The 26,239-nt window shown below is 39.2% G+C and carries 26 protein-coding genes; 7 read left to right on the forward strand and 19 right to left on the reverse strand.

Annotated elements, in window-relative coordinates; genetic code table 11:
* Positions 1-44 precede the first annotated feature (44 nt).
* The 5 genes from JET18_RS19045 to JET18_RS19065 all read right to left on the reverse strand — a co-directional run bounded on the left by JET18_RS19045 (position 45) and on the right by JET18_RS19065 (position 5,906).
* Positions 45-1,025, reverse strand: a complete 981-nt coding sequence (locus JET18_RS19045; RefSeq protein WP_202093758.1) for a hypothetical protein — start codon at positions 1,023-1,025, stop codon at positions 45-47.
* 294 nt (positions 1,026-1,319) lie between these two features.
* Positions 1,320-2,243 carry a carbohydrate kinase family protein gene (locus tag JET18_RS19050; RefSeq protein WP_202093760.1) on the reverse strand — a complete coding sequence of 308 codons (924 nt, stop codon included), beginning with the start codon at positions 2,241-2,243 and terminating at the stop codon, positions 1,320-1,322.
* Between the two features lie 113 nt (positions 2,244-2,356).
* The gene (locus tag JET18_RS19055) at positions 2,357-3,091 is read right to left on the reverse strand and encodes a hypothetical protein (RefSeq protein ID WP_202093762.1); all 735 of its coding nucleotides are present in this window, start codon (positions 3,089-3,091) and stop codon (positions 2,357-2,359) included.
* A gap of 25 nt (positions 3,092-3,116) precedes the next feature.
* Positions 3,117-4,463: an MFS transporter gene (locus JET18_RS19060; RefSeq protein WP_202093764.1), complete on the reverse strand. Its 1,347-nt coding sequence runs from the start codon at positions 4,461-4,463 to the stop codon at positions 3,117-3,119.
* Positions 4,464-4,469: 6 nt separating this feature from the next.
* Complete coding sequence (locus JET18_RS19065; RefSeq protein WP_202093766.1) at positions 4,470-5,906, reverse strand: mannitol dehydrogenase family protein; 1,437 nt, start codon at positions 5,904-5,906, stop codon at positions 4,470-4,472.
* 163 nt (positions 5,907-6,069) lie between these two features.
* Between JET18_RS19065 and JET18_RS19070 the strand changes: the two genes are divergently transcribed.
* Entirely contained in the window at positions 6,070-7,077 is a 1,008-nt protein-coding gene (locus tag JET18_RS19070) for a LacI family DNA-binding transcriptional regulator (RefSeq protein ID WP_202093767.1), read from the forward strand.
* 94 nt (positions 7,078-7,171) lie between these two features.
* On the opposite strand, the gene JET18_RS19075 is transcribed toward JET18_RS19070, so the two are convergent.
* The 4 genes from JET18_RS19075 to JET18_RS19090 form a co-directional block, all read right to left on the reverse strand.
* Positions 7,172-8,428 carry a hypothetical protein gene (locus JET18_RS19075; protein WP_202093769.1) on the reverse strand — a complete coding sequence of 419 codons (1,257 nt, stop codon included), beginning with the start codon at positions 8,426-8,428 and terminating at the stop codon, positions 7,172-7,174.
* 262 nt (positions 8,429-8,690) lie between these two features.
* On the reverse strand, positions 8,691-9,506 hold the full coding sequence (locus JET18_RS19080) for a ferritin-like domain-containing protein (RefSeq protein WP_202093771.1): 816 nt from the start codon (positions 9,504-9,506) through the stop codon (positions 8,691-8,693).
* A gap of 25 nt (positions 9,507-9,531) precedes the next feature.
* The gene (locus tag JET18_RS19085; protein ID WP_202093773.1) at positions 9,532-10,245 is read right to left on the reverse strand and encodes a ferritin-like domain-containing protein; all 714 of its coding nucleotides are present in this window, start codon (positions 10,243-10,245) and stop codon (positions 9,532-9,534) included.
* A gap of 81 nt (positions 10,246-10,326) precedes the next feature.
* On the reverse strand, positions 10,327-10,896 hold the full coding sequence (locus JET18_RS19090) for a fasciclin domain-containing protein (RefSeq protein ID WP_202093775.1): 570 nt from the start codon (positions 10,894-10,896) through the stop codon (positions 10,327-10,329).
* A gap of 249 nt (positions 10,897-11,145) precedes the next feature.
* Here JET18_RS19090 and JET18_RS19095 point away from each other — a divergent pair, with 249 nt between their 5' ends.
* Complete coding sequence (locus tag JET18_RS19095; protein ID WP_228728597.1) at positions 11,146-11,742, forward strand: RNA polymerase sigma factor; 597 nt, start codon at positions 11,146-11,148, stop codon at positions 11,740-11,742.
* Between the two features lies 1 nt (position 11,743).
* Positions 11,744-12,553 carry an anti-sigma factor gene (locus JET18_RS19100; protein WP_202093777.1) on the forward strand — a complete coding sequence of 270 codons (810 nt, stop codon included), beginning with the start codon at positions 11,744-11,746 and terminating at the stop codon, positions 12,551-12,553.
* Between the two features lie 447 nt (positions 12,554-13,000).
* Here the strand turns inward: JET18_RS19100 and JET18_RS19105 are convergent, their stop codons facing one another.
* Complete coding sequence (locus JET18_RS19105) at positions 13,001-13,948, reverse strand: beta-1,6-N-acetylglucosaminyltransferase (protein WP_202093779.1); 948 nt, start codon at positions 13,946-13,948, stop codon at positions 13,001-13,003.
* A 511-nt stretch (positions 13,949-14,459) separates the two neighbouring features.
* Between JET18_RS19105 and JET18_RS19110 the strand changes: the two genes are divergently transcribed.
* Both JET18_RS19110 and JET18_RS19115 read left to right on the forward strand, forming a co-directional pair.
* Positions 14,460-15,116 (forward strand): DEAD/DEAH box helicase, encoded by a 657-nt coding sequence (locus JET18_RS19110; protein WP_202093781.1) that lies wholly within the window; start codon positions 14,460-14,462, stop codon positions 15,114-15,116.
* Between the two features lie 110 nt (positions 15,117-15,226).
* On the forward strand, positions 15,227-15,421 hold the full coding sequence (locus JET18_RS19115) for a cold-shock protein (protein WP_034741125.1): 195 nt from the start codon (positions 15,227-15,229) through the stop codon (positions 15,419-15,421).
* A gap of 319 nt (positions 15,422-15,740) precedes the next feature.
* Here JET18_RS19115 and JET18_RS19120 read toward each other — a convergent pair whose 3' ends face one another.
* Both JET18_RS19120 and JET18_RS19125 read right to left on the reverse strand, forming a co-directional pair.
* Positions 15,741-16,649 (reverse strand): helix-turn-helix domain-containing protein, encoded by a 909-nt coding sequence (locus tag JET18_RS19120; protein WP_202093783.1) that lies wholly within the window; start codon positions 16,647-16,649, stop codon positions 15,741-15,743.
* Between the two features lie 104 nt (positions 16,650-16,753).
* Positions 16,754-17,689, reverse strand: a complete 936-nt coding sequence (locus tag JET18_RS19125) for an NAD-dependent epimerase/dehydratase family protein (protein ID WP_202093785.1) — start codon at positions 17,687-17,689, stop codon at positions 16,754-16,756.
* Positions 17,690-17,926: 237 nt separating this feature from the next.
* Between JET18_RS19125 and lgt the strand changes: the two genes are divergently transcribed.
* Complete coding sequence (gene lgt, locus JET18_RS19130; protein WP_202093787.1) at positions 17,927-18,763, forward strand: prolipoprotein diacylglyceryl transferase; 837 nt, start codon at positions 17,927-17,929, stop codon at positions 18,761-18,763.
* Positions 18,764-19,195: 432 nt separating this feature from the next.
* Here the strand turns inward: lgt and JET18_RS19135 are convergent, their stop codons facing one another.
* The 4 genes from JET18_RS19135 to JET18_RS19150 all read right to left on the reverse strand — a co-directional run bounded on the left by JET18_RS19135 (position 19,196) and on the right by JET18_RS19150 (position 22,458).
* Positions 19,196-19,897 (reverse strand): LytR/AlgR family response regulator transcription factor, encoded by a 702-nt coding sequence (locus tag JET18_RS19135; RefSeq protein ID WP_202093789.1) that lies wholly within the window; start codon positions 19,895-19,897, stop codon positions 19,196-19,198.
* Positions 19,878-20,951, reverse strand: a complete 1,074-nt coding sequence (locus JET18_RS19140) for a sensor histidine kinase (protein ID WP_202093791.1) — start codon at positions 20,949-20,951, stop codon at positions 19,878-19,880. Before JET18_RS19140 ends, JET18_RS19135 begins: the two co-directional genes overlap by 20 nt.
* Before the next feature lie 79 nt (positions 20,952-21,030).
* The gene (locus tag JET18_RS19145; protein ID WP_202093793.1) at positions 21,031-21,426 is read right to left on the reverse strand and encodes a DoxX family protein; all 396 of its coding nucleotides are present in this window, start codon (positions 21,424-21,426) and stop codon (positions 21,031-21,033) included.
* Positions 21,427-21,702: 276 nt separating this feature from the next.
* Positions 21,703-22,458: an SDR family oxidoreductase gene (locus JET18_RS19150; RefSeq protein WP_202093795.1), complete on the reverse strand. Its 756-nt coding sequence runs from the start codon at positions 22,456-22,458 to the stop codon at positions 21,703-21,705.
* A gap of 708 nt (positions 22,459-23,166) precedes the next feature.
* Here JET18_RS19150 and JET18_RS19155 point away from each other — a divergent pair.
* Positions 23,167-23,595 carry a cold-shock protein gene (locus JET18_RS19155; protein ID WP_202093797.1) on the forward strand — a complete coding sequence of 143 codons (429 nt, stop codon included), beginning with the start codon at positions 23,167-23,169 and terminating at the stop codon, positions 23,593-23,595.
* Positions 23,596-23,792: 197 nt separating this feature from the next.
* Here the strand turns inward: JET18_RS19155 and JET18_RS19160 are convergent, their stop codons facing one another.
* From JET18_RS19160 to JET18_RS19170, 3 genes are read right to left on the reverse strand one after another with little or no spacing between them, the layout of a single operon-like run.
* Positions 23,793-24,248, reverse strand: coding sequence for an SRPBCC family protein (locus tag JET18_RS19160; protein WP_202093799.1), 456 nt, complete (start codon positions 24,246-24,248; stop codon positions 23,793-23,795).
* 16 nt (positions 24,249-24,264) lie between these two features.
* Positions 24,265-24,912, reverse strand: coding sequence for a murein L,D-transpeptidase catalytic domain-containing protein (locus JET18_RS19165; RefSeq protein ID WP_202093801.1), 648 nt, complete (start codon positions 24,910-24,912; stop codon positions 24,265-24,267).
* Between the two features lie 5 nt (positions 24,913-24,917).
* Positions 24,918-25,595 (reverse strand): TIGR02117 family protein, encoded by a 678-nt coding sequence (locus JET18_RS19170; protein ID WP_394369526.1) that lies wholly within the window; start codon positions 25,593-25,595, stop codon positions 24,918-24,920.
* Between the last annotated feature and the right edge of the window lie 644 nt (positions 25,596-26,239).

Genomic DNA, 26,239 nt, shown 5'->3' on the forward strand with positions numbered 1-26,239 from the left:
TTTTTATATTTGTATTATGTGTTTTTTAAATTAGGTCTTGGCAATCAATTTAAGCGTTGAGCAGTAAAGTAAAAATAGTAGTTGACAGTATCTCTTGTCGCATGCCATGTACAATTGTACCACTCTCCATTAGGAAAGGTGATCATGGTATTCACATACTCTGATAGATCTATGCTATCTGTTCCGAAAGTATCATCTCCATCAATTTTATAACTGTAATAAAAACCAGGCCCGGCAATAGTGGTATTAGCTCCATTCATATATCGATCGTTTGTTGAAAGAGAAGAAACACCATATGTAATTGGAGCAGAGGTAACATTACAAAATTTAGGGCTTACATTTCCTGATGATGTAGCTTCCAAAAAATCCATTCTTAACCCGTTAATCACAATAAATTTTGCCTGATCAGTAACATTGGAAAGCTCATAGGCAGACCGTCTATCGGTAGTAGTCGTATTGCTTACTGCTCTCCCGGTCATTATATTTCTTGTTCCTCCATTAGCTGTAAAAATATTAATTGGCACAACCGCCCTAAACGATTTAATGGCACCTACCGGAATAGTATTATCATTAGAGACCGTAGTCTGTTGAAAAATATCCCATAAAGGAGTTGTTGTCCCATTATTTGAATTTTTAACGACCATTACCGATTGTCCCGATTTAATAATAATAGTATTGGCGATGGAAACGGGACCAGTTTGAAGCAGCTGTGTACCCTTCCCTTTGATAGTGACATCAAAAGAAGACGTATTCTTAATATGATATACTCTACCATAAAACGAATTTTTCACTACATCTGCTACAACAGCATCAGGAAGAGTAATGGTAACACCAGATGAGGCTCCTACTACATTTACAAATTGATCAGCAATGGTTAAGTCAGCATCCACTGCTACCGACTTATAGCTCCCTGCATATGATCCATTTACAGCCAGCGTACTATTAGGATACTGTGTGCCAATCCCAACCTGCGAATATGAAATTGAGGAAATAAGAAGAATTCCTAATCTAATCATTTTTTTCATTGTGTTTTTGTATTTAATTATTCAGCAAATTTACTGAGTTTAAACACTCGAAAAAATAATAGATTTCCCTCATTTTTCAATAATTTTATTCCAATCAACAGCCATTTTTGCTTGGTATTGAAATTTAAAACTTGGGTAAAATTTCCTGTTTTCAGACAAACAAAAATCATTAAATTTTGTTGTTAAACATTGTCAAAAAGGGCAAATTTTCAGCACATCAGATCATCAATACTATAAAAAAACCTCTGAAAATCAAAAGATTTCAGAGGTTTTTATTTTTCACTTATTATTCCCTTAAAAACTCAGAGCCTCCAGCTCATTCCTCCCCTTAAAACCAAGAAATTCCTCCAGCGTATACTCCGGACACGCGCCTTCCTGCGAGGTAATGAAAGCTCCCAATGATACAGCCTGAGCCATAATTTCATGAGCGGAAGATTCTTTTTGTAACCTTTTGGATAAAAATCCGGCTAAAAATGAATCGCCACTGCCAACAGTGTCTTTAACCTCAACGGGAATGGTCGGATACAGATAAAAATGGTCTTCATGAGCATACAGAGCGCCTTTACTTCCTTTTGAAACGATGATCTCGCGGATGTTAAATTTATCCTGCAGGAATCTGATGCTGTCTTTTTCATCCTTGTATTCCTTCTTTAAAAAGTCAAGGACCATGCGGAGTTCCGCTTTATTGAATTTGGCCAGCTGGGTTTTGTGCAGCAGTTCATTAATAATTCTGATATCATAATACGGTTCCCTTAAATTGATGTCAAAAACATTGTACGAGCTTATTTCAAGCAGTTGAAACAACGTATTTTTCGACTTCTCATTCCGTGCAGCCAGTGTTCCGAAGATCAAAGCATCAGCTGTACTGAGTACCTTTTGATTTTCCTGGGTAGTTTCAATAAAATCCCAGGCTACATTTTCTACAATTTCATAATGGGCATCATTGTTTTCGTCCACAGACGCAATTACTGTGCTTGTAGGATACTCCTCAGTGATCTGAATATGATCTGTAGAGATCTGCCAGTTTTTAATTTTATTCAGCAATTCACGGCCAAGATCGTCATCCCCAACGCTGCTGATCATCTCTACATCAAGACCCATTTTAAAAAGATGATACGCGACATTAAACGGCGCGCCCCCAATCCTTCTCTGCTCTCCAGGAAATATATCCCAAAGGACTTCCCCAAAGCAGACTGCTTTATATTTTTTATCTTCCATGATCCGTTAAATTATATGTTCAAATAGATAGGTATTGTTTTATCATACCAGTAAATTACTAAAAATTCTATAGGTTTAAATAAGACAGAAAAACTTCTGCCCGGTTTTTATTTTTAAAATGAATACGCCTGAACGGAGAACTGAAGAAACGCATTGTTATTAACCGGATTCCACATCGCCCATATTCCGACAGGGATTTTGTAGCCTTCAATGGTAAAGCTTTTCGAAAGAATAAGACTTATTTCATTGAACCCTGCGTCTTTTGCAAAGAAGTTGTTCTTTTCTCCGTTGCTGTTATTCAGGGCAAAACTGTAGCCTAACCTTCCCCGAACTTCAAGGCTTTCTTTTTTATACACAGGATATTCTCCCGAAACAAAAGTGGAATATTTATTTTCCGTATTGATGCTGTTCCTGTCCCTTCCGAAAACCACTGTATTCCAGCTGAGAATCAGCGGAAACTGCTCACTCATGGTGTAATAGGACCTGAAATCCCAGAAACGTCCGGTTTCACGGGCAGAATAATTAAAATATTCCTTATTATTATACGTTGCACCCGGAGAGAAATTATAAATATCCCACAATTCAAGGACCAGATGTTTGTTCTTATACCCGATGTAGTGGTTAAATTCCTTATAAGAACCATCGAAATTACCACCCGCCCAGAAACCTCCGTAGAAATTTTTAAAATCCAGATGTACATCTCCCGTGTAGATGAACCCTGCAGACACTTCAAGCCCTCTCCAAAGATGACTGTTTCTAAGCTGCAGGGCAGAATGCAGCTCCTGTGCGCCCACCGATACACTCCCAATGATCAGCGAGAAAAAGATGAATAGATTATATTTAAGCATATTGTGTTTTTTAATGGAAATATGATCAGGTTAAAAGGTCTTTCTCGCGGATACGGGATCCGAACAGTGCATAAGCCAGCATTAATAATTCACAGATTACGGTAAGGGACCACGTCCATCGCCATGATCCGAGAATATCCGCCAAACCTCCCTGCACAAGGGTAAAAACAGCACCGCCAAATACCGCAGAGATAAAAATTCCGGACGCTTTGGAAGTATATTTATTCAAACCTTTTATAGACAGGGAATAAATGCAGCTCCACATGGAAGAATGCAGAAGCCCGATGGCCACCAGGAACCATAAATTCTGAGTGATCATTGAAACCAGGGCAAGTATCGTTGCTAAAACCGTAGTTACTGCCAGCTGTGTTCTCGCGGAAATACTGCTCAAAAAACTGGACACCGCACGGCCTACCAGGAATCCTCCCCAGTACAGTGTGGATAATAAAGCATGAATTCCCAGATCCATTCCTCCGATGATAATATCAGTCTTCCCAAAGAAAGTGATCGGATGTCCGGAATCCATCAGTTCAAAAGCATACAGATTGATATTCGCACCGATCGCCACTTCTGTTCCTACATAAAAGAAAATAGCAATAACCCCGAGTACAAAATGCCTGAAAGACCAGATGCTTCTTTCCAGTTTTTCGCCTGCTACAGCACGTGTATGGGCTATGTCGGGAAGATGAAGCCTTTTGGTGATCACAATAATAATCAGGATGCACAGGATAAGGATCGAAAGTGGCAGCAACAGCTGTCTGATCTCAATATTTTCAATAGAAATCCCGCTGAACATCACAACCGTAACAAAAAACGGCGCAGAAGTCGTTCCGATGGAATTGATCGCTGTTAAAATATTTAAACGCTGTACAGGCTGGGTTCCTTTTAATTCATAAGAGGCCGCATAAGGATTCACAACTACCTGAATGACCGCTGCCGCAGTTCCCATTAAATAAGATCCGATCACAAAAATCACAAAACCAAAAGGGATCACCGCATCTTTGATATTGAATTTCAGATCCGGATACTTATACCCGAACCACGATGAGCACAGATACATAAACAGTCCGGAGATCATAAAGAACAGCCCGCGGAGGATCGTGTTTTTGTACCCGAAAGCGTTGACCCATTTACTGCCCAAAGTTCCGTTCAGCAGATACCCCAGAAAAAAGAAAAAGGAGATCAGCGTGGTGAACGTATTTTTAAGCCCTCCGGCCTGGCTGAGAAAGGTAAATTTCAAAGGAGCCTGAAGCTGTTCGTTCACGGTGGTCAGAAAGCCCACAATGAAGTAGATGAATGTTATAATAACAAACGGCAGGATCGGGTTACTGGCCTTTGATCCTGAAGGCTGGATATCAGAGTTTATAATCATGGTGCGTTATTTTATAATTGATTTTAAAACCGGACCGGCGCCCTGGTTCTTAATTTTTTCTGCAAAATCCCTGTACAGTTCCACAAATTTTACAGAACCTTTTACATCCGCTCCCTTAAAAGCAGACAGATCTAAAAACGCAGCAGGATCTTCAGCATCAATCAGCTTCTGATCTTCTGCAGTCAGCCACGGTTCAGCGGTTTCATAAGACTGTCCGCGGTCATCGGTTTTGTATTTGAGATAATGTTTGTAGGAAGCCATCAGAAACGTCACACGGGTGACATCCATGCCGGCTTTGATCATCGTAATCAGATTGGGAATGATATACACCGGAAATTTTGAAATTCCGTCGAAACACAGTCTGCTTACCTGGTCACTTACGCTGTGATTCGCAAACCTTTCGATCAGTGTTTTTTTATATTCTTCAAGATCGGTATTGGCGGGAGCGGGGACAAGAGGCGTAATATCCGTATCCATAAAATTACGCACGAATTTCACGACATTCTGATCTTCCATGGCTTCGTCTACCCTTCTGTAACCCATCAGAAAAGATGGATAAGACAATAATGTATGGGATGCGTTGAGCAGGCTCAGTTTCATATTTTCAAAAGCGGTGACATCATCGGTAAATTCCACCCCGGCTCTTTCCCAGGCGGGCCTTCCTGCTGCAAAATGGTCCTCGATCACCCATTGGGCAAAATCTTCACAGTAAACAGGAGCCAGATCTGTCATTCCGCTTTTACGGTTCAGTCTTTCCACATCTTCCGGAGATACGGCAGGCGTAATGCGGTCTACCATACTGTTGGGAAAGGTAACATGATCTTTTACCCATACGGCCAGGTCTTTATCCTGAGCTTCGATGAATGTGGTAAAGGCTCTTTTGGCTGTATTTCCGTTGTGCTGAAGGTTGTCACACGAAAGAATCGTTATTCCTTCCCCGTTTTTTGCTTTTCTCCGGCGAAGCCCTTCCGCTACAAATCCAAAGACTGTAGAAGGAATTCCTGTGTTTTTTAAATCCTGCTGAATTTTTTCATCCTTTGTCATAAATTCACCGGTTTCCTTATCCAGATTGTAGCCGCCTTCAGTAATCGTCAGAGTGATTATTCTGATGGAAGGATCAGCGATTTTGTTGATCACGGCTTCCGGATCTTCAATGCCCCAGATCAGTTCCCGCAGCGATCCTATCTGATGTACCTCATCGGTTCCGTTTCTTCCGCATACGGTAAGGGAATATTCAAGATTCTGAGCTCTTAAATTGCGCACTATCTTTTCGTCGGATGGTAACAGGCAGACTCCGCAGATCCCCCATTGTCTCTGATCTTCAGACTCCAACAGGATATTGGTATAAAACTGCTGATGCGCGCGGTGGAAATTTCCCACGCCGATGTGCAGAATTCCAGAAGTTATTTTTTTGGCATCATAATGATAAGAAATGGTATTCATAGGTAAAGGATTATTAATATATTAGTCAATGTGTTAAAACTATATTAACAATCAGTTCATCATGAGTTTTTTTTGAAAAATATTCATTGGGAACGTTCCCGAAACTCAGGGAACGTTCCCAATTGGTTATTTTTTTATTATTTTTATCAAAAAACAGAGTCCGATGAAGCGAATTACCATAAAAGATCTGTCTAAATTTTTGTCATTATCTACCTCTACCATCTCCCGGGCGCTGCTTAATGATAAAAATGTAAACTTGGAAACCAGAAAACGGGTACTGGATGCTGCGGACCAATTGGGCTATAAACCTAACCTTACGGCTTTGAATTTAAAATCCGGGCAGTCCAAAACAATAGGGATCGTGGTTCCGGAGATGATCACTCCGTTTTCCGCGAAGGTTCTGGAAGGAATTCAGAATGCACTTTATCCGCTGGGTTACAGGCTGGTCATTACCCAGTCTGATGAAAATCCGGTGATTGAAAGAAAGAATCTGCAGCTTCTGGAAGACTTTAATGTGGATGGAATCATTATCAATTTATGCCATGAAACGTATAATAACGATCTGTACCAACAGATTATGGATCAGGGAACTCCGTTGGTATTTTTTGACAGAATTCCTGGTAAATCTCTTGATGTTTCCAAAGTGATCGTGGACGACTCCATCAATTCATCCTTAATGGTTGAATATCTCATTAAAACCGGAAGAAAAAGAATTGCCCACATCATGGGACCGCAAACCATCCGCAATGCTGTGGAAAGAGCCAATGGCTACAAACGTATCATGACCAAATACAATATTTTTGATGAAAACCTGATTATTTCTACGGAAGGAATGAGCTTCGGACATGGAAAAGAAGCCGTACAGCAATTGCTGGAAAGAGAAGTGAAATTTGACAGTATTTTTGCATTCAGCGATACTTTAGCGATCGGAGCCATGAATTTTCTCCTTGAAAACAATATTAAAATTCCCGGTGACGTTGCTGTAGCGAGTTTTTCAGGAACTGAACTTTCCAGTATTGTGTATCCTCAGCTGACCAGTGTTCAGCAGCCTTTAAAAAGCATGGGCGAGGCCGCAGCCGGATTAATGCTGGAGAAGATTAAAGACAGTTCAGCACCCAACAGAACTGTTTTAATGGATGCAGAGCTGGTGTATAGGGCTTCTACATTGTAAAACATTTCTATTTAATGATCTGGCTACATAAAATATATAAGCCCTGAAATTAGACTTTCAGGGCTTTTTTATTGAAAATACCGGCTTATCCTCTCTACCATTTGATTCTCGGCAGTACTTTTTTGATCTCTTTCCCGATATTGTTTCCCGCTTTTCCCAGTTCGTTACCTACATTTGTGAGAATCTTTACGGCTTCATGATTTTTGCCCGGACCGTATTGAATGTCATGTACGGTAGTATTCCATGTTCTGACAATGTCATTGGTAGGACCAAACTGGTTCTGTAACTCTGAACCTATTTTATTTAAACCTTTAACAATATCATTATTTTTACCAAAGCATCCTGAGTCTCCACCTACCCCATCGGTAAAACATTTATCAAGCTCTCTTGCCATCAACTGGCCGCCTGCACAGCCTGCAAAAACGTAAGGCTGACCTCCGGAAGTTACGGCACACTGCACAACGATCTGGGCTTCGGTATTCAAATTAAGCTTGCCTGCTCCATAACATACCGCTGTATTCATAAAGCTTACCTGCCCATACTGCCCCTGCTGCTGTACACAGGAAAGAAGCCTCTGAAGTTCGGGATCAGAAGATTCTCCGGCTAAGCATAAGGGATATTTGCTGTAATCGTTTCCATACTGTTTGTAACATTTCAATAAGGAAGCAGAGATCCGCTTCTCATTCGTACCTCCCATGGTTCCTACCAGGCATAAGGCCTGCTCCTCAGGAGTTGAAGCATTTTTAACACAGTTATAAATTTCATTTTCTTTCTTTCCGGCCATGTTCGCAACCATACAATCTCCGAATTTCTGTCTGTCCAATGCACCGTTAAAACCTATTGACTGATCGTAGCAGCCTTTAGCAGTCTGTCCATTTGTTATCATCAGATCACCATATGGATTATTAGTATCTACAATCTGGCTGGGTAATGGCTGAAAACCAGTTGCTGTCTGAATTCCAACATTTTGACTGTATACCGGTGGAATATATTGTATCATCGGGTTCGGGGGGATCTGAATATCTGCAAAACCTATGATTCTGCTTCCCAACATATAATCAAGCTCAATAACATTTTTGTTATAATCCAGAAAAAAGGCTTTCTGGTACGGATTGGCAGCAGGCAGCCTCAGATACATTATTCCTGAAGGGTCCCGGGAAGCTATTCCTTTGTTCATGGGATTTCCATCCTGAATCATCATTCCATCACTGTACAGAACAAAGGACTGCCCATGTGCCTGGTCATAAATCCTGCCTACCAGAACCGGAGGCTGTGAATAAAGATCTGTAAACAGAGCAAGTAAGAACAAGCTCACAAAAATCTTTAAGCTTTTTAAATGTAATGCTTTCATGGTATTTTGTTTTTATTAGCAGTTATTGATTATTAAAATTCAACTTCATCTGAAGATTAGAACCTCCAGTAGCTCGCAGTTTCATGGTTTTCATCATAAGTTTTTACCCTTATTATTTCTATAGTAAAACTGGTCATAAAAACAAAACAAATCAATTACCCTTTTGGGTACTATTTCTCCGTACATCATTATAGGATAAAAAAAATCCTATCCTCAGACATTTTCTAAGGATAGGATTCACACCTAAAAATAAAATCACTTTTCAGACAATAAACAGGCCTGCGATAGCCTGAGCTTCGCTTCCTGTTAGAATTTCATCATAAGCCGCAGATCCTGCCGCTGCTCCAAAAGCGGCCCCGGCATTGAATCCTGCCTGATCTACATTACCTTCTCCCGCATACACAGGATTCGTGGCAGCAGGCATATTTCCTCCGTCAGCAAGTTCTATCCAGCCTTTATTGGCTCTCATCCTTCTTACCTGTGAAGCGTGTCTGGCTTCCACAGAATGGATCTGAAGGGCAGCCTGCAGTACCGCTTTATTGGACATCACATTTCCAGCCTGACCTTTGTAGGCCCGTACTCCGGTGTCTTCAAAAGCCTGAGCCAGAACCAGAAACTGGTTATAATCCGTGAAAGGCGTAAAACTTCCTCCGACAGTAAAATCAAAGACCGGTTTTGCTCCCGGTGTTTCTCCTAAAGAGGTCAGGGTACTTTTCAGGAACCCAACATGGGCTGATTCATGTTTTGAGATCTGCATGAAAACAGCCCGGTCGGAATTGGGTATTAATCCGGCAGCCGCCAGACCTAGTGCGTAGTATTCATTTTCCAGATATTCCAGAACCAGTGCCAGTTGTAAAGCATCTGTCAAAGCATTTTTAAAGAAGCTTACGGAAGCGGTTGTATCTAAAGTTTCCGCTTTGGCCGGAGTGGCCATCAATGCTCCCAATCCAAGTGGAACGGAGGCTGCTGCTGCTTTTTTACCAAATGTTGACATATTGGTGATCGTTTCTAATCTTGTAGCTTCTGTGGTAAAAAATTTATCGTTAGAAAGCTTATCTAGTAATTTAAGAATGTTCATAATGGTAGATTTTGAAAATGAATAATTAGCTGATTCCTCTTTCTTTCCATGTGAAAGGAGTTTTTATAAACCCTCCTGCCGCCATCACAATATCTTTAGGCTCTTTGGCAAGGTCCAGTCCGTTTGCGTCAATCACATCATCTCCGGAAAAATCCGTAGATCCCGGATTAATAAGATTCCTGATCGCGGAAGCATGTCTCGCCTCTACAGAAACGATCTTTCCTGCAATAACCAAATACGCAGGGTTGGTAATATATTTACCGGCACCGTTGTATGCAGCCACCCCTGTATCTTCCAGTGCTTTTGCCGTGGCCAGAACAGAATTTCTGTCGTTGAAATTCACATTGGTGTACTGGAACTGAAGCGTTGGCAGAACTTTCTGGGTCACCCCGCTAATGGCCGCTTTAAAAAAGTCCCTGTGAATAACTTCATGATGGTAAAGATCTGTGAACAGTTCTTTTTCAACACTTGAAATTCCGGAGTAGAAATTATTCACCACTTTAGTATAAAAGTCAGCTTCAAGCTGTTCCAGCGCGTAGGCGTAATTCAGCACACCTACATCTCCGGTGCCGAGGTCAAAAATCTGACCGTCATCCATCATTCCATAATCATTATCATCATCACAGCCAATGAGCGTAAGTCCTGCCATAGCAAGCCCTATACCGCCCAGTTTCAAAAAATTTCTTCTGCTTGTATCCAGAGTCACTCCCTGGTTAGAAACATTAATCGTTTTTTTCATAATATTAGGTTTTAAGTGTTATATCATTTTCAGAAGAGAAAAAAACAGCATAATAAATTATGCTGTCTAAAAACTAAAACATTACGGCATCAACACCGTGTCTATCACGTGGATCACCCCGTTTGACTGATTCACATCAGCTATGGTCACCTTAGCACTCTTTCCTTTTGCATCCTGTACATAGAGATCTTTTCCTTTGGTCCAGAAAGTCAGTCCCTCCCCTTCTACCGTTTTCATCAAGCTCTTTCCGTTTCCTGCTTTTACAGCAGCCCAGATGTCTTTAGCGCTGTATTTTCCTTCAAGAACATGGTAGGTAAGGATTTTGGTAAGCATTTCTTTATTTTCAGGCTTTACCAGAGTTTCAACTGTTCCCTTCGGAAGTTTTGCAAAAGCTGCATCTGTAGGAGCCAGTACGGTGAAAGGCCCTGCTCCCTGAAGTGTTTCTACCAGGCCTGCAGCTTTTACCGCAGCTACCAAAGTCTTATGATCTTTGGAATTAACTGCATTTTCAATAATATTTTTAGATGGATACATGGCTGCACCGCCTACCATCACTGTTTTTTCTTTCATCGTCTGTGCAGTTACCTTTCCACTGAAAGCGAATGATAAAGCGGTCATTGCCAGTACTGCGATTTTTGATCTTGTGTTCATTGTTTTGATTTTTTGAATTAATATGTATTTGAATTGTGTTCTTAGTATCATCTACGAGGTTGGTTTTGATTTAGATTTAAAAAAGTTTGATTTTTATTAAATATTTTAAAATCTGGCTCCTTTATTTCCAGAACCGGAACCAGGAAAATCAAAAACCGAAAACATCTTTATATTTTTTATTTTCATATTTGATCATTCTAAAGGATTCCTTAAAATCATTTACGATATAAAAGATTTTTCGGATGTTCTTTGTTATATGTTTTATTTTATTACATTTGGAATGAAAAATTACAAGCTATTAAAACAACCTATTCGGAAGAAGAGCTTATCGTTTTACTGAAAGAAAAAAACGAAACCGGCTTTCATTATTTATATGATCACTATGCAGGTGCCCTGTATGGGGTGATTCTCCGAATTGTACAGTCAAAAGAATATACGGAAGAAATCATTCAGGATGTTTTTGTTAAAATCTGGAATGCCGCTCATCAGTATGATTCATCAAAAGGAAGATTTTATACCTGGATGATTAATATTGCGAGAAATACCGCAATTGATTATTTAAAATCAAAAGCTTTTCAGAACGAACTTAAAAACCAGCCACTTCCGGATTTCGTATATAACTCTACAGAACTTTCAACGACTAATAATTCGTCCGATTTTATTGGATTTAATAATGTGCTTGAAGGTCTGGAAACAGATAAACAGGAACTTATTAACCTGGCTTATTACCAGGGATATACTCAGAACGAGATATCGGAAAAGCTGAAGATACCCCTTGGAACGGTGAAAACCAAAATGCGGAACGCACTGATGAAATTAAAGGACTTGTTAAAAGATTATCAATAAATTGAACACTAAAGAATACATATCATCCGGAATTATAGAATCTTATATTCTAGGTTTTGCTTCTCCCGAGGAAGCAGGGATTTTGGAGTGTGTGATGAAAAACAATGCCGAAGTGAAGGCGGCTTTTGAAGAAGCCCAAAAAACTTTGGAAGATCTGGCAACCAGCCAGGCTGTAGCACCTCCATCCGACTTAAAATCTAAGATCTGGAATAAGATCCAGCAGGAACAGACTGCGGAAGAAGTGCAGCCTGCGGTTATTCAGGATATTCCAGCTGTAAGGCCTCAACAGGACATTAAGCCTCAGCATAAAAGCAGCTGGAAGACATATGCTGTTGCCGCTTCTGTATTATTCTTAATCAGTGCGGCCGGGAATCTTTTCTGGATGAATAACCAGTCTAAAGCCAAGGAGGAAATTGCCAAGATGCAGACCGAGAAAAAAAATCAGGACCTCGCGATGCAAAAAATGAATCAGAAAATGAGCATGGTTTCCAATCCTGATATGCAGATGGTTATGCTGAAAGGTGTAGAAAAGCATACGGATTCCAAAGCCATGGTTTTCTGGGATAAAAAAACAAAAGAGGTGTACCTCAATGCTGAACATCTCCCGAAAGCACCGGAAGGAATGCAGTACCAGCTGTGGGCTATTGCCGACGGGAAACCTGTAAGCGCCGGAATGTATACCGAAGAAAAAGACAGCAAAACAGCCCTTGCCCAGATTCCAAATGCGCAGGCATTCGCTATAACCCTTGAAAAGCAGGGAGGCAGCGCAGTTCCTACCATGGAGAATATGTACGTGATGGGCGAAATTTAAGACCTATTTTACTTCCTTTTCAATTTCAACTAAAAACTTGTCAGCCTGAATCGTGATCTATATTCATGCATAAACCATATTGGAGTTTATTCATCAATGTACGGAGATCCGGCTTTGTCAGGAATCATCTGTATGCTGTTCTATGAGGCCTGAAAGGTATAACCCATTGAAAATAAATGCTTTTTTGTAGTAGTATTCATTTTGAATCCCTTACATTTAATACAGAAATAGAGCTTAAAAAAACACAATATTTATATTTCTACTATCCCCGTCATGGGGATTTTAATGAAAATTATTTCAGATAGCGATATTCAATGTCTTGATTTATAGTTAAAGAACATTTAAATTGAAACAGTTTACATGTTTATTGGCCTCTTGTTAATAGCAGGAGGTTTTATTTAAATTCACTTTCAAAAAATCGGATGGTAATTTTTAGCACATACAGGGTTAATTATCCTGTCTTCGGTCTATTTTCAGCTCTCTTTCCACTTCATTTACATTCGGCAAAGGGAAATCATAGCTTTCTGCAATGTACTTCAGCACTTCTTCTTCCGTTTTATCATTGATTTTTCTGATGAAAAGATGATTGGTGGTTTTCAGAAAAAGAATGAGTTCCTCCGCCGTCTGCTTCTTTCCGAATATGGATTTTTCAATGACAGCTCTTTTGTCATCATTCACAATGAGGTCATTGAACGAGGTATTCATCAGTACGGTCTGAAAAAATGATTCTGCCGGCAGAAATGTATGGAGATAGTAATCCTCAAAATTCATCACTCTTTTGTTATTGGCGAGAAAAGCGCAGGTATCCCTGGTGAAAATCACCCATTTTCCGCCTATGTAAGGGGTCACTCCTTTCATAAACTCTCTTTTGTACATAAGGGATGAGATCTTATAAGACAGTTCCGTGAAATGATTCTGTATCCTCTGCAGCGTATCCGGACGGTAAAACTTCTGGTCATAATAGAAAAGATAATTACGCCCATTGTTCGCCGTAAGGAATTTCCTGATGATATTCTGTGATTTTAAAGGATAGTCTTCACCACTCAGATTAACGAAATAATCCCATTCCTGACTTACATTAAGCAGAAATTCCATGGCATCAAGTTCCACCTGAATCATACTGAATCCGCCCGAAACAATGTTGATGCTCTCCAGAATATAGACGTTGGGAAACTTTACGAGGTACATCTGAATCTCATCGGTAATCTCCTCCTTCGCCTTACGGTCGATATGAATCAGGTAAAACTGATCTCTCGTGTAAATCTTCTGAAACATAGACTTGAATACTTCCGGCTTGTGATGAACCATAATGAAATAGGCAATTCTCACATGCTGGTCTGAGTGGGATTCCAGAGCTTGAGGCTGGGGGCTGGGTGAAGGAACGGAAATCTGCATAGGTACGGATTTAAAATTATCCGCTGGCTGCAAACAATTCAGTTAACGTGCGAAATCTACGAATAAATTTTTGATAATCAATTATTTAAACCTGTTATTATTCAATTTCTTTATTGTAGATTTGCAAAGCATTTATAAAAACAGGCCTCTGCCTTCTGCTATTCTGTAAGTTTAAAATCCTCATTTTTCTTTTCAGTTTTGCTTTTTCAGCTGCCCGGTTAAAATTTATTTTTTTAAATAATTTTTAATACTGCCTGCTTGGTTTTCAGGTTTAAAAAAGCAGTTATAAAGCTCAGGACAGTATGGCTCTTCAAAAAGACCCTGGCTTGAGAATGAACGATATTGCACTCCTCAGTATATATATTCCATTGAATGTATGATCAGGTTAATGCAAAGTAAAACAATAATTAAAGATAATGCCTATCCTGATTGAGAATCATTATACTTAATACAAGACAACAATTCAGATCTTAACGGATCTGGCCACTCAGAACCGGATATCCGGTAGAATATGATGAGTTTTAAAAATTTAAATTTAATAAATCCTATTGTCCGTGCCGTTACAGAAGCCGGATATTCCAAACCTACAGAAATACAGTATATGGCTGTTCCCCATATTTTAGCGGGAAGGGATGTTATAGGACATGCTCATCCCGGAACAGGAAAAACGGCAGCATTTGCAATGCCTATTCTTCAACTTTTAAAAAGAAATACACCAGATCATAAAGAAATACGGACTTTGATATTAGCTCCAACCAAGGAACTCGTCCTGCAGCTGGAAGAAAATTTTAAAATCTACAGTAAATATCTGCCATTATCACAATTCGCTATTTTTGGAGGGGTATTGTCGGGAAGCCAGCTGGCTGCTCTCAGAAAAAGAGTGGATATCTTAATCGCAACTCCGGAAAGATTATTAAACCTGGTAAGCCAGAGATCTATTGACCTTTCCAAAATTGAAATCCTGGTACTGGATGAAGCTGACAAAATGCTGAATATAGGATGTGCGGATGATATAAAAAAGATCTTAAAACTAACCTCAGCAAAAAAACAGACGCTGTTCTTTTCATCCACCATGCCCTCGGCAGTCCGTAAATTCGGGGAAAGTATCCTGAAAAATCCTGTGGAAATTGCGGCAGATCCCGTACCGTCTCCCAATATAGACCATTAATCAATCTGCTTAGTTCGTTAATCTCCACATTAAATCATACAATAACAAAAAACCGGCTTTATGTAAGCCCACAAAATAAATAATACAATAATTTTTTAATACCCATTACAATGCAAGAAGGCACCGTAAAATTTTTCAATGAAGCAAAAGGCTTCGGATTTATATCTCCAGCAGACGGAGGTAAAGATATTTTTGTACACTCTTCAGGATTAGACACAAGATCTATCCGTGAAAACGATAAAGTAGTTTTCGAAGTACAAAAAAGCGACAAAGGTTTAAATGCAGTTAACGTAAAGTTAGCATAGTTTGAATATAACGTTTAAACGAGTATTGATTGAGAAGTAATACTATTTCTTATTTGATGCCCGTTAAAACCTCTTACTTGATGTGAGAGGTTTTTTTATTCACCCTGAATTCGGAATAAAAGTTAAGACTAAAAGGCCGGAAGCCGGAAGACAGACGCTGAAAGTTACTACCAGACAATAACAGTAAACAGCTGCTTTTAAATTTGTTGATGCGGATTAAAAAATTAATTAAAACAGTGGTGTATTTCTATCTTTGAACTTCAATAACTTCCCTCTCCCAGCCTCTGACTTCCCGACCACCCTACCATATCTGAAGGTTTCAGTTAAAAGAATCCCTGAATTCCAGCGGGGAAACAGACACGCGGTTTTTGAACAAACGATGAAAAGACTGCGGATGCTCAAAACCAAGCTGATAAGCGATCTCGGAAACCGACATTGATGTTGTGGACAGTAATTCTTTGGCTTTTTCTATCAGCCTGTTCTGAATATGCTGCTGCGTAGTCTGCCCTGTATGAATTCTAAGCATATCACTCAGGTAATTGGGACTAATGTCAAGCTCACCCGCTATGTATTGAACAGATGGAATTCCCTTGAGGATCAATTGATCATTATTGAAATAATCATCAAGTACCTGTTCAAGCTTACTTAAAATGTCCGTATTTACTTTTTTTCTGGTGAGGAACTGGCGGTTGTAGAAACGGTTGCAGTATCTCAGCAGAAGATCAATACTGGATATTAAAAGATCGTGGGTAAAAGCGTCCATATTGTTTTCTGTTTCCTGCCTGATATTCTCCATAATATCTGTAACAGATTTTTCCTCTCTTTCGGAAAGATGAAGAGCCTCGCTGCTGGAATAGGAAAAATAACCATACTTCCTGATCCCGCCGGCTAATGAATAGCCATGTAGAAAATCCGGATGCACAGCCAAAACACTTCCCCTTACCTCATCCAGCAATATATCTTCAAACTGGAGTACCTGCTGCGGCGCTGTGAAATACATGATCCCGTCATTGAAATCATAATACTGCTGCCCATATCTGAATTTTCCCGCACAGTCTTTTTTAAGAGCTATAAGATAGAAGTCAGTAGTTACCGCATTCTTCAGACTGGCCGCATCTGCTGAAATTTCAGTAAAATCAAAAACGCTAATCAGGGGATTTGAAGGCTTTTTCAGCTGAAGGTATTGATGCAGAGCATGGATTGAAGCTATTTTTTCCGGTGCTTTCATGAGTTTTAATTAATTAAGTAAGCAGATCAGAGGTTGAAGAGAGAAGTTATTGAATGCATACAGAACAGTTATAGTCCTGTTCATAACTTCCACGCCTAAAATTATTACTTTTTTCGCTGCTGTTCTTCCTTAATCTGCTCTATTCCCTGCTTGTATGAAGTAACTTTAAAATCAGGGAAACGTTTTCTGAATTTTGAGTCATCGAAAATATTATCATAGCCGTATCTTGGAAGCAGTTCCTGAAGTTCTTTTGCCTGCTTATTCAAAAACGCGCCTATTTTAAATATAAATTTTGGAATGACGGAATATTTTAACTCCTGTCCGTAAACCTGTGATGCCTGCTCTATAAACTGTCTGTAAGTAAGCTTATGTTCATCCACCGGCAGATGCCACGTCTGTCCATAGGCATCCGGGGTATTTCCGATCAATGCAGTTGCCCTGCTGGCATCCGGTGTCCAGATCAGGCTTCTTTTTGTATCATCTTTTAAAGGAACTTTCAGTTTTTTACGAGCGCTTATATTATTAAAAATCAAGGTATTCGTAATACTTTGTGTTTTACCGGGGCCATAGAATTCAGGAGCCCGGCAAATAACCGCATTGAGTGCTCCGGCTTTCATTTCTTTCAGAATCATATCTGCCATATTCTGCCTTACCTTCCCTTTTCTTCCTACAGGCTTAAAAGGAGTCTGCTCCGTAAGAATGCGGCCATCCTGAGGGTACATATAGGTATTATCAAAAAACACAAGTTTTGTTCCGTTGATTTTACAGGCATCGATTACATTTCTAAGAATAATTTCGAACTGCTTTTCCCATAATTCCGTATTCATGGGCATCCCAAGGGTAAAATAAGCAATTTTACTCCCTTTTACCGCTTCAATAGCCTGTTCCCGGTCTGAAAGATCTGCTGAAAACACCGTATCCGTATCATTCACTTTCGCCGCATTTCTGCTAACAATCCTAATATCGGATGTATAATTCCGCTTAAGTTCTCTGGCTAATTCTTCCCCGATCTGTCCATTGGCGCCCAATATTGTCTGCATAATTTTCTTTTTTTAAATTTAACGGAACAAAGCTCCGAAATCATCACAATTAAGAAGTATCCTAATGTACGGAAGTTGTAACAGTATCTCTGTTCAAATGTAAAATTTAAATTTAATTTTTCCCTTCAAAACATGATATCCTCCCTAAAAATATCCTAAAGTTTACGTTCTGTTCCTTAAAAAACAGCTATATCCGCTATATTTGCCCGAATAAAAATAATTCCACAATTATTATCAATGAATTTACTATACGTTAACTGGGATGTAAGTCCCGAAATTTTCAATATCTCCGGATTTCCACTAAAATATTACGGACTTTTATTTCTTGCCGGACTAGTTTTGTGCTACACGATCCTAAAATCAATTTATAAAAAAGAAAATCTGAGCGAGAAGGCTCACGAAGCTCTTTTCTCCTATGCTTTTATAGGAATTTTAGTGGGGGCAAGATTAGGACACTGCCTGTTCTATGATTTTGATTATTACTCCCAGCACCCTGTTGAAATATTCCTTCCGATACAGAAAGGAGCAGACGGTGCTTACCACTTTTCAGGCTATGCAGGTCTGGCCAGTCACGGAGGCGGGATCGGGCTTATCATTATGCTTTTGATTTATGCCAGAAAATTTTCCATCAAATTTATGACTGTTCTGGATGTTATCGCGATTGCAACACCTCTGGCCGGAGCTTTTATCAGGTTGGGAAATCTGATGAATTCTGAAATCATAGGTACGCCTTCTGATGCACCATGGGCTTTTGTGTTCACACAGGTGGACCAGATTCCGAGACATCCTGCACAGCTGTATGAGGCTGTTTCTTATTTTCTGATCTTCCTTATTGTGTACATGATGTATAGAAAAGACAGCTTTAAAGTAGGAAAAGGATTTTATTTCGGAATCACGACTCTATTGATTTTTATCGTCCGGTTCTTTGTAGAATTTATCAAAGTAGATCAGGTGGATTTTGAACAGGGAATGAGCCTGAATATGGGCCAGATTTTAAGTATCCCGTTTCTGTTTATCGGACTTTTCTTTATTATTAAAAGTATCCGTGATAAAAGGGAAATGAAGGTTTCTTAATCAAAAAATATACGTTTAAAAAAATCTCCGGAAGCCTTTGGCTTCCGGAGATTTTTTTGTTATCATCAATAAAAAATTGGCTTAAAGTTATTAAGCCAATCCGCATTCTTCAGTCAGAATACTAAACATTCACATTTATTTTAATTACAGTAACCGGTTATTTTTCTTTAAAATTGCTTAAAACAAGAGAACAACAGAAGAAAAAGCTATCAAATAAAGGTTTGGGTCTATGAAGGATTTAGAGGTTTGGGATACGGGGTACGAGGTACGGAGGTTCGGGATATGAAATATGGGTTATCTTGCGACCTTAACCTTAACCTTAACCTTAACCTTAACCTTAACCTTAACCTTAACCTTAACCTTAACCTTAACCTTAACATTAACCTTAACCTTAACATTAACTTTAACTTTAACTTTAACTTTAACTTTAACCTAAAACTCTATAAAAGGCTTATAAGTCCTTCCAATCGGAAGCTTCTTCCCATTCACCTGGATCATGCTGGCAGAACGGACTTCAATTTTAGATCTGGAAATAATGTAAGATTTATGGATCCTGACAAACATTTTCGGGTCCAGGCTTTCTTCTATCCTGCTGATAGGCATTTTTACCGTAATGGTTCCCGCTTTGGTGTGAATGTGGATATACTCCCGTAAACTTTCAATGAAAAAAATATCGTGAAGAACAATTTTTATTTGTTTTTTTCCACTGCTGATAAAAATATGGTCACGGTCTGCCGCTTCCAGTAAAGCCTCTTCCGCATTCATAAGATACTTGAATTTTTCAACCGCTTTCGTGAACCTTTCATAGGGAATGGGTTTCATCAGATAGTCTACAATATCCAGCTCATAGCCTTCCACAGCATATTGATGATAGGCCGTAGTAACAATAACCAAAGGCGGATTTTTCAGTTTTTTAAGGAATTCAAAGCCTTTTATCACCGGAAGATGCAGATCCAGAAACATGAGATCGATATCCTGCCTGTTCAGGATACTTCCGGCATACACCGCATCTGAACATTTTTCTACCAGATGCAGTTCTTCATCCTTTGACACGAAGTTTTCAAGGATTTCTGCAGCTATCGGTTCGTCTTCTACGATAATGCAGTTGTATTTTTTAGAAACGGGATGAGTCATTCAGGTCAATAATTAAGGTTACAATATAGCGGTCGCTGGTACTTTCAACGGTAAGAATATGCTTTGGGTAAAGCAGTTCAAGCTGTCTTCGGATATTCTTCAGGCCTATTTTTGTAGAATTTCCGTGGGGTTTTTCTTCTTTTGAATTTTCGATATGGTAATGGAGAATGCCGCTTTTCAGCTGAATATCAATATGAATAAAACTCTGTCCCAAAGTCTCAGAAACACCATGTTTAAAAGCATTTTCAACAAACTGGATCAGAATAAGCGGTGAAATTTCCTGGGAAGGATGATCAATATCTTCATTAAAACGGATCACCAGATCATGGTGGCGGATCTGCTGGATCTGCAGGAAATCCCTGATATTTTCCACATCTTTATCTATCGAAATATATCTTTCCGCAGCCTCATAAATATTATACCGCATCACTTTGGAAAGCTGCAGGATGACATCAGGCGTTTCATCGGCTTTTTTAAGCGCCATTCCATAGATATTATTAAGGGTATTAAAGAGAAAATGAGGATTGATCTGGGCTTTTAACATCGTCAGCTCCTGATCCAGCTTTTCTGCTTTTAATTGCGAGAACTGTTCCTTCAAAACATTTTTCTGCCGGGTAATTTCCACGCCGAAAATCAAGCCTGCCAGGAAAATAAGATCCATAAAGGAATTGAAAACCACCAGCCCGTTGATAAACCCAGAAGGTTCTTTTCCATCCAGTGTTTCCACAACTCCATAGATGTGGGGATAAATAATATAATGGGTAAAAAAACGGTGCGCCAGAACGGCTGCAACAATAATAAAGCAATAGAAAATGGAGTTCAGAAATTTCCTGATTCCGCTTTTTTCATAAACATACAGCAGTGCATACGCCATCGGCATTTTGATCAAAAGATAGCCGAATTCCAGAAGCACTGTATTCTGAAGCCTTGTCTGCCATTCTGCATCGGGAAACTGATACCTTGACCAGTAAAAATCCAGATAAACCTCCAGAATATAGTACAGGATCCAAAAGAGCAGATGCACATATAATTTTGATTTTCTGTCTGGTTTCAAAGGTGATGGGATTTACTATGCAAAATACTATATTTCGGCATGAGATAAAAATATAAAACATACAACCCCAACTAAGCGTCTACGAACTCCGGTTTTCTTTGTATTGGTAAAGGTATTTTGTAAATATAAGCTGTAAGAAACAACAGATGAGCAAAACATTAAATTCAATTCCATTGGTCCCGCCACCTACTACGTACCAGCCGTTTTGCCAGTGTACTAAATAAATTCCTAGCATGAGGATCAAAATATGAGCCACAGAAACCGCTTTAACATACCGGTCCGACCAGATCAGAAAAACAGAAAAAAGATGAATCAGCTTCACGGTCCAGGCCAGATAGATCCCGAACGGGCTGAAACCGATGGTATCCAGATAAAGACGCCCAAAATCATTGACATCTCCGCTGAAAATAGAGACTACACTGTGCATCAGTAAAATAACCGACAATGCTGAACGGAGATAGAAATTCTGTTTCATGAATCTAAGTTAAAAAATCATGGAAAAGAATGGGAATTGCGGCTTATGAACGGCTTAAAAGTGTATATGAAGGAGGGAAGTCAGAGGATGGAGGATGGAAGTTACTATCAGCCTGAAGATTTCTGGAAGTCAGCTCATATAACTTTTGTCTTCTAAATTTTAATGGTTAGGAGAAAGGAAGTCAGAAGAGGGAGGATGGAAGTGATTGGCAGACTTACATTTATCATAGCCCGCTTTCACAACCTCCATCTCCCCTCTTCCCTCTTCCAGCCCTGATTATCTCGTCGTATATCCGCCGTTCGCGAAGATCGTCTGTCCGGTGATCCACCATCCTTCGGTTACAAGGAACTCTACTAATGGAGCGATATCTTTAATATCCGTTAATCCACCCAATGCAGACGCAGATTTGTGATAAGCCACGGCATCCTCAGTTTCCTGCCCGTAAAAGAAAGGAGTATCCATAGGACCCGGCGCTACTGCCGTTACAGAAATTCCTCTTCCTCCAAACTCTTTGGAAGCCGCTCTTGTAAAATGTTCTACCGGAGCTTTTGCCCCTGCATAGGTAGAATATAAGCCTGTATATGCAGCCAGCAATGAAGTAACGATCGTACAGATTTTACCGTTGTCATTCAGTTTTTTACCGGCTTCCTGAAGAAAGAAATAAGCTGATTTTGAATTTACATTGAACATGGTATCATATTCTTCTTCCGTGGTTTCGCCGAAAGGTTTTTTAAGCACCATTCCTACGGTATTGATCGCAATATCTATCCCTCCGAATCTGGCTACGGCTTCATCAAAGAATGTTTTAATATTCTCTACTTTGGTAAGATCTCCCTGAAACAGGAATGCTTCTGCTCCAAGCGCCTGAACTTCAGCCAGAGTCTTCTCACTATCTGCTCTTGAGCTTTCACTGTTATAATGAATCGCCAGTTTTGCACCTTTTGCAGCAAAATCCCTGCTCAGCAATCCTCCTAAATTTTTGCCGCCTCCGGCAATTAATACTACTTTTCCTTTGACATCTTGTGTTGACATTATGTGTTGTTTTTAAATGTTACTGAAACAAAGATGGACAAAGACCGCCAATTCATCATGGTGAATCTTTCGGAAACTGTAATGAATTCCGAATTTCCCACACCTATCAGAGCAAAACATTAATTAAAATCTAAGAACAATATTTTTTTTCAGAAACTTTTATAAAATATATCACATTACATACCAGCAGGATACACTCTTCAAACGGCCTGATATTCAATATCCGCACAATAGATCTCCAAAATAAGTGATTTTTAGGCACAGCATTTGCAGCTCCATGAACCGTATTATACACCACTTCATTTTTATAATATATTTTTTTTATAATCCTCAGAATCCTGAGGATTTTTTTATTTTAAACAAGACAAATAATGAAACAAATACTTCCTTTTTCAGAGAACACAAAATACTTTTTTGATAATCAATGATTTAAAATAGGTTTATTCGGTTAATTGTCGTATATTTGTACATTAATTAATAGGCCGATGCCTTTGCCCTCTGTTATAGTTTAGAAAATCATTCTTTTCAGTCCCCGCTTTTTCAGACGCCTCATTTTTTAAAATGACTTCTTTTATTCATAAACAGCCCAGATACAACTTTGGCGTTTGGTTTCACAAAGAAGGACGGACGGACAACCGCAGACTTTACAAGTACACGGCAGATCAGGTAACAAATATTACAATTTAAAATTAAATACTACAATAATTTATGGCAGACTCTTTTTCTAAAAAAGAAAATTTCAAGAAAAAAATTCAAAAGCAAAAAGAAAAAGCGCTGAGACGCGAAGATCGTAAAACGAACAACAACAAAGGATCGGAAGATGTTTTCATGTATGTAGATGAATTCGGAAGACTTACTCCTACACCTCCTGAAGACAGAGAAAGACAGGAAGTAAACATTGATGACATCCAGCTTGGTGCTGCTCCTATTATGGAGGAAGATATCAGAAAGTCAGGAATCATCACTTTCCACAGTGAAAAAGGATACGGATTCATTACGGAAGACAATACCAAAGAAAATATTTTCTTCCACAACAACAGCTGTGCTCATCCTGTAAAAAAGGGGAACAAGGTTTCTTTCGAGAAAGAAAAGTCTCCAAAAGGATTCTCTGCTGTTAATATCCAGTTGATCAAATAACATAACAGATCTGCACGATTGACGCAGATTAGTAAGACAATAAAGAAAGCCGTCCTTTTGGGGCGGCTTTTATCCTTTAAAACATAAAAAATTTAACGCAAGTTTTCTATTTTAATACTGCCTATTTTAAGATGGCAAAAACAGAATCAATTATCATTGATTCGATTAAGCAGATGTGATATTAATTCAATTGAGATTTATTTGAACATTTTTTCCAGCACGGCATACCGGTAATCGAAAATATGCTGTAATTTCTTCCTGACAAAAAGAGCGTGCGCTATTTCACCCAAAAATCCCAGCGGAAGTTCGTAATCTATAGTATCTTTCATCAGGACTCCTTTTTCATTGGGAATAAACTCGTGATGATGGTGCCATAATTTATAAGGTCCTTTGTTCTGAAAGTCAATAAAGCTTTTCTGGAAATCTACTTTAATGATTTCGGTCTGCCATTTCATTTTTATTCCAAACAGCGGTGAAACATAGTAATCGATCAGCATTCCTTCATAAATCTCATCATTTTCCATTGCGGTCAGTACAATGAAATTCATGTCTTTTGGGGTAATCTCGGAAAGGTTACCGGCTCCGGAAAAGAATTTCCAAGCTGTTTCAATCGTACAATTCAGCTGCTGTTCGCGAAAAAGGCGGTGCTTCATGTTTTCTGTGTATATTTTATTGATACATCCACATCAGAACCGGCTTCCGGGTCTTCTGTAGCATTGGGTCTATTTCTCTCATGGCATTATTGGAAACCGTAGGACAGCCCCAGCCTTCCGGGGAGCCTTTTGGAAAAACTTCGTCATCACTCATCTGATCCCAGGAGTGAAATACAATATATCTCTTCAAAGCATTGCTGTTGGTTTCTTCCAAGCCATGCATCAGGTATTTGACATTAATTCCCCATTCGCTGTGGCCTCTTCCTTCCAGTTTATATTTTCCCAAAGATGAAAGATGGCTTCCGTCTTCATTACTGAACTCAGGGCGGTCCTTTGAACCGTCAAAGCTCCATGGGTTGGAACCGCAACCATGACCAACGAGATATTCCCTGATCACTGATTTCTTTTTAAAATCCCAGACAAAAAATCTTTTGACTCCGGAATGGATGCTCATATCGATCAGGATACAGAAATCTGTACTGAATTTTTTTGCAACACAGAATTTCAGGGCTTCTTCAGCTTTAGCTTCGATTTTGGAGAAATCAGGTTCAGTTTTTTGCGGCTCTTTTACAACAGAATTTGTTACCGGAACACGTTTCTCCTTAGGCTCGTAGCTGCAGGAAAACACCAGATGAATAGCCAGAAGAACGGCAATAATCTTCATTAAAACTATTTATAATGTCTGAAAATCCCAAAATCTGATGCTGTCCAAAGAGCGGCTTTCTGTCCGGCAGCCTTCAGCGCATCGTTCGACCAGGTGTTGCAGGTATTGAGGAAACTGTATTTCCCTTTCGCATCATAAAACGCATCATTAACGTCATAAACAGCATCTGTAGGAATCAGGATGAAGTTTCCGTTCTGATCCCTGTCAAATTTATCTTCCACGAATTTTACCAGTTTTTTGTACTGATCTCTGCTGATCATGATCATTTTACAGTCATCCCCTTCTTTCATAGTTTTATAATAAGAACAGTGCATAGCAGAATCACTGAGCCAGAATGCAGCATTGAAAGCCGTGGAAAACTTCAGATCCGCCCAGGTCGGGGTATCAAGATAAAAGCCTTTATCGCCCCAGCCTATTCCTATATAATTATAATCCGTACGCTTTGATTTTGTATTGGAAAACGGAACTTTTGCTCCCCAATCCTGAAGATCATTCTTTACAGGCATCACAATATCGGTATGAACGCCATTGGTATAGATATAAATCGGAATATCTTTCGGCTGCCCGTCATCTTCTGCAGAAACTTCTATCAACGGCAGTACAAGCGCCAGAACAACGTAAAGCGCAACAATTCCTACAATAACTCCCAGCGTTTTCAGGATATAAATCAATACAATTTTCACATTCATGTTTAATAAAATTTAATCTTCAATTTTCTGTAAAAGTATTTGTTTTAATCGAAAAATTGATTAAATTTAGTTACGAAATATTCACAAATATGCGTAAAAATACAAAATCCCAAAAAAGATTTAAAGTAAGAGTAAAAACAGCTCCAAAAAGAGTACAAAAAAAACGTTGATTTTCGGTGGGACTTCCGTCTCCTGAGAGTCAATTTTTCTTTTTAGGAAAAGCTTTTTAAAGATTCTTATACCATTAGATCTTATCCTCCTTAAAGCAGACTGCTTAAGGGATGGCTGGTTATCCTCCTGAGTTTTGGAACCTTAAAATTCCAGATGAGGATTTGTCACCAAAATTTTGGATAAAAAAAGATTGTGAATAGAGAATGGGGCAATTGTCAATGAGTGAATGGTGAATTTTAGAACTGCAGTAATTGACTATTGACTTGCGAAGCAAAATTGACATTTCACACTAAAGATTGTCAATGAGCGAATGGTCAATTGTGAATTTTAAAATTGCCATAAATTGACTATTGACTTGCGAAGCAAAATTGACATTTCACGGTAATGAACACAACCCGCGACTAGCGGTGGCTTCGAGAGCCTCAGCCTCCGGTAGAAATCTCACTTACAAATCTTTATCATTCTTA

Source organism: Chryseobacterium endalhagicum (assembly GCF_016745235.1).
Lineage (GTDB): Bacteria > Bacteroidota > Bacteroidia > Flavobacteriales > Weeksellaceae > Chryseobacterium > Chryseobacterium endalhagicum.